4 protein-coding genes are annotated in these 3954 nt (G+C 68.8%); 1 reads left to right on the top strand and 3 read right to left on the bottom strand.

Features of this window, described 5'->3' with window-relative positions; genetic code table 11:
• Positions 1–49: 49 nt before the first annotated feature.
• The gene (locus DQW06_RS26430; protein WP_117199519.1) at positions 50–1435 is read right to left on the bottom strand and encodes an MFS transporter; all 1386 of its coding nucleotides are present in this window, start codon (positions 1433–1435) and stop codon (positions 50–52) included.
• A gap of 346 nt (positions 1436–1781) precedes the next feature.
• On the opposite strand from DQW06_RS26430, the gene DQW06_RS26425 reads away from it, so the two are divergent.
• Complete coding sequence (locus tag DQW06_RS26425; RefSeq protein ID WP_117199518.1) at positions 1782–2609, top strand: hypothetical protein; 828 nt, start codon at positions 1782–1784, stop codon at positions 2607–2609.
• 6 nt (positions 2610–2615) lie between these two features.
• On the opposite strand, the gene DQW06_RS26420 is transcribed toward DQW06_RS26425, so the two are convergent.
• Positions 2616–3269 (bottom strand): hypothetical protein, encoded by a 654-nt coding sequence (locus DQW06_RS26420; RefSeq protein ID WP_117199517.1) that lies wholly within the window; start codon positions 3267–3269, stop codon positions 2616–2618.
• A gap of 101 nt (positions 3270–3370) precedes the next feature.
• Positions 3371–3895 carry a pentapeptide repeat-containing protein gene (locus tag DQW06_RS26415; RefSeq protein WP_232051603.1) on the bottom strand — a complete coding sequence of 175 codons (525 nt, stop codon included), beginning with the start codon at positions 3893–3895 and terminating at the stop codon, positions 3371–3373.
• Positions 3896–3954: the final 59 nt, after the last annotated feature.

The following is a 3954-nucleotide window of genomic DNA, read 5'->3' as shown; positions in this document are numbered from 1 at the left end:
GCGTCGGCACCCGACCGCGAACCCGCCGGTCGGCCGCGGACGGGACGGCTCAGCGAAGGGGCGGGCCGTGCGGTTCCGTTGTCCTCCTTCTTCCGAGGGACCAGGCCGCGGCCGCCGCCAGGACGGCGAGTCCGCCCAGGACCGGGCCCACGACGTGGAACGCGTCCGTGAACCGCTCGCCCTCCAGGCGTCCCCCGGTGAGCGCGGCCAGGAGTGCCCCGACCGCGGCGAGGGCGACCGTCTCCACGGTGATCCGGGAGGCGTTGAACACCCCGGCCGCGACGCCCGTCCGCTCGGCGGGCACCGCACCCATGGCCATTCCGTCCACGACGCCGTTGGTGAGGCCCACCCCGGCTCCGACCAGCAGGAACGGCAGGAGCAGCCGCCACGGTGTGGCGTCGGGCCCCAGCGCGAGCAGCCCCGTGGCTCCGGCGGCGCACAGCAGCAGGGCGCCGACCACGACCGCGGTGTGGGGCAGGCGCGCGGCCAGTTCCGCGCCCGGGGCGGGCAGCAGGAGGGTGGGCAGCGTGAGCATCAGCAGCCACAGCCCGGCCTGACCGGCGCCCAGCCCCACCACGGCGATCAGGTACGACGGCAGGTACACGAGCAGGGGCACGAGCACCGCCATGAACGCGGCGGCGGCCAGGGCGTGGGCGACGAACCGGCGGTTGGCCAGCAGGACCAGGTCCACCAGGGGGTCGCTGGCCCGGCGTTCGACGAGCACGAAGGCGATCGCCAGAGCCGCGACCAGGGCCAGCCCCGCGAGCACCGTCGGCAGGCCGCGCGCGGGTCCCTCCACCAGGACGGCGATCGAGGCGAGCAGTGCCGAGGTGAACAGGACGGCTCCGAGCCGGTCCACGGGCCTGCCCGTGCCGCGCGCGGCGGGCAGGAGGGGCACGAGGAGGAGGACGAGCCCGGCCACGGCGGCCGGGGAGGCGAACGCGGCCCGCCAGCCGAGGTTCTCGACGAGCAGTCCGGCCACGGCCGGGCCGAACGCGGTACCGGCGCCCAGCACCGTGCCCAGCAGGCCGAAGGCCCGGGCCCGCGCGGGGCCCTCGAAGGCCGCGGCGATCATCGAACTGCCGCCGGCGACCGCCGCCGCGGCGCCGACGCCGCCCGCCGCGCGCAGCAGGTTCAGGGCGGTGACGTCCCGGACGAGCAGGCACAGCAGACCGCTGGCGCAGAACAGGGCGAGGCCGAAGGCGTAGACCCGGCGGCGGCCGACCGCGTCGGCGACCGACCCCGCGCACACGAGGAAGGCGGCGAAGCAGGCGTTGTAGGAGTTGACGACCCACTGGGCGGCGGTCAGCGTGGCGCCGAGTTCGGCCTGGACGGCGGGCAGGGCCGCCGAGGCGCCGGTGATGGCCAGCGGGAAGGTGAGCGTGGAGAGCAGGACGGCGAGGAGGAGTATCCCGCCGCGGTCGCGTGTGGACAAGAGGGGCTCCGTGGCATCGGAAAGGCGGAGCCGGGCAGCACGCGGTACCGCACCGGCGTGGTCGCTGATGCGGCGGGAGGACTCTGGGGTCGGCCGCCGCTAGGCGGCCGCGTCATCCGATTCGGGCACGGGCGGGAGCCTAACCGGTTCCCGGTGGTCCGGGCCAGCGGTTTTCCGCGCCGAGGACAGAACCAGAAGGGCGCAGGCGAGGGAGTATGGCCGCGTCGCCTTCGCCCGGGTGCCAGGCAGGTCATGCGTCCGCCGTCACCCTGACCTGGATCCGCGCGGATTCTCTGCTGGAGTACGTCGGCGGGGACGACCGGCGCCGTCCATGAGGAGAAGGCTCGTGTCCAATGTCTATACGAACTTCCTGCGTGTCATCCCCCGGCCTGGCCGGAGGATCGAGCGCTGCGAGGCCGAAGAGGTCATCGGCCGAGTGCTCAACGGGCGCGGCTCCTACAACGTCCCGGTGACGGTTCGACTGACAGCCGGCGGAAGTCTTCTCGACATCCAGGCCGGATGCGGGAAGAACCCCGGCTTCTACGACTTCTGGGACAAGCACCATGGCCGATACACCTGTATGTGGGAACGGTTCTTCGACGATGGCGGCCTCCAGGACACCATCACCTACCACGGGCAGGAAGGGGGAACCGATCACGGTGTGTTCTGGTACGGGTTCGACGAGGTCCGCGTTCTAGGAGCCGCCGAGCACCTTCCCGACCTCGGTGTGCCGCTCGTCCACTGGAAACCGTTCGGTGACGGTGCCTGGCGTGCCGACGTCAGCGGCCGCTACCAGACCGGAAACGACCGGACCGACATCGAGAAGGCGGGACCGTGTTCGATGAAGGTCGAGTGGAACCCACCGGTCATGGACGTGGCTCCTGGCGGTCTCGCCACACCGACGACTCCCAGCCACTGGAACGCGGAAATCGTGAGGATGGAGCCGAGCGGGCTGCACGGCTTCGTGGAGCGTGGCCACCACGGCACCGCGAAGGGGTCGCGCGCGGAGTGCGTGGAACTCCTCTGGCGCGGACGCGTGGTGCACCGGACGCAGATGGAGTACGACACCGACTTCGACGAGTACGTGTGGGAGCAGCGCAGCGCCGACGATTGGGACAACTGCCTGGACCCGAACTACCTCGCGAGCATGCGGATGTACGGTTCAGGGAGTTGACGCGGCTCAGGTGAGCCTGTCGGTGAGGTCGGGAGCCAGACCGTCCACGATCTCGTAGGGTTCGGGAGCACGGATACCGTAGCCGTCCACAGCACCGAAGTAGGTGGGTTCTCCCGGGTTCGTGGCCGCATGCAAGGTGGACTCGACCTCTTTCAGAGCCGCTGCGAGCCGGGGTGCGTTGGCCGCGTGCACCTCCGGGTGGGGGACGCCGGAAAAGGCGTGGTGTGCCCAGACGTCATGGTGAACGGCCGCCTCCACCGAAACGTCCTCGAACAGCGGCATGGTCTCCAGGAGGACGAGGTCCGCTTCTGTGTGAACGTTTCCCCGAGCGTCCGTCCAGGCACCCCCGCCGCGTGTCCGCAGCAGCTTGACCCGTGCGTCGGGGGCGTCCCGCGGACGGGAGGCCAGGAGGCGCTGCGCGTACTCAGGCGTGTCGATGGCCCCGGCAACCGGAACAGTCCGGTGGGCATCAGGCCCACGGCTCTGCGGATGCTCCCAGCAGACCTCGACGGATTCGACCTTCAGCAACCCACGGCGGTCAAGGATCCCGGCGACGGCTGCCAGCGTGGAGAGGCAGTGGAAGACATCTGCGTTCTCACCTGTGTCGACGAACCACTCCCACGAACCAACAGCCTCGGGAGCCCTGAGGAGTTCAGACATCAGTTCCGTCCCGGAGCCTGACACTTGGCTTCGTGAACACTCTCTTCTGGCTTGCCATCCACTAGAAAACCAGACCGGAGAACCAATTGTTCCCCCTACGGTCAAGCGATAGTGCATCCGTCGCCTATTACAACTCTCACGTCCGGCGCCCCGTTGTCCCGGAACCACTCGGCAAGCTCTGGCCCACCGATGACGCGGGGTTCCCTTTCCGTGCCGACGTCCACGGTCCCCCTGACCCAGCCACCGGCTCCGGTCACTGTGCACCCGAGGACCTTGACCTCCTTGAAGACAGTGGTTCCGGAAGCTTCACCCGGACCGAACCACACGCCCGACAAATCTGATTCACGCAGATCCGTCTCGTGCATCCATGCCGCGTTGAGGTATGCCCCTCTGAGACATGATCCAACGATTTCAGAACGGTAGAATTTGGCACCAACGAACGAGGCCCTACTGAAGTCAGATCCCCGCGCCTCACACTCCGAGAGGTCGGCCTTGCGGAAATTTGATCCGACGAAACGAGAATTGTTCAGTACAGCCGCACCGAGCTCCGACTTGGAGAAGTCACATTCGCTAAATACGCACTCACTGAGATCAGTCTGAATAAAATGAAGGCATGCCATGGGCATTCCTGACAGGTTAGCCCCTCGCAAATCCACCGTGGACACCCCCAACCCCTCGCCCTACC

It is taken from the genome of Nocardiopsis sp. TNDT3 (assembly GCF_003427465.1).
GTDB classification, from domain to species: Bacteria; Actinomycetota; Actinomycetes; order Streptosporangiales; family Streptosporangiaceae; genus Nocardiopsis; species Nocardiopsis dassonvillei.
Note: the sequence above shows the minus strand (reverse complement) of the source record. Positions and strands in the feature narration are given on the sequence as shown.

Coding starts and splice junctions, on each gene's coding strand:
- DQW06_RS26420 (WP_117199517.1), bottom strand. CDS start 3,269: ATGTCTGAACTCCTCAGGGCTCCCGAGGCTGTTGGTTCGTGGGAGTGG.
- DQW06_RS26415 (WP_232051603.1), bottom strand. CDS start 3,895: ATGCCCATGGCATGCCTTCATTTTATTCAGACTGATCTCAGTGAGTGC.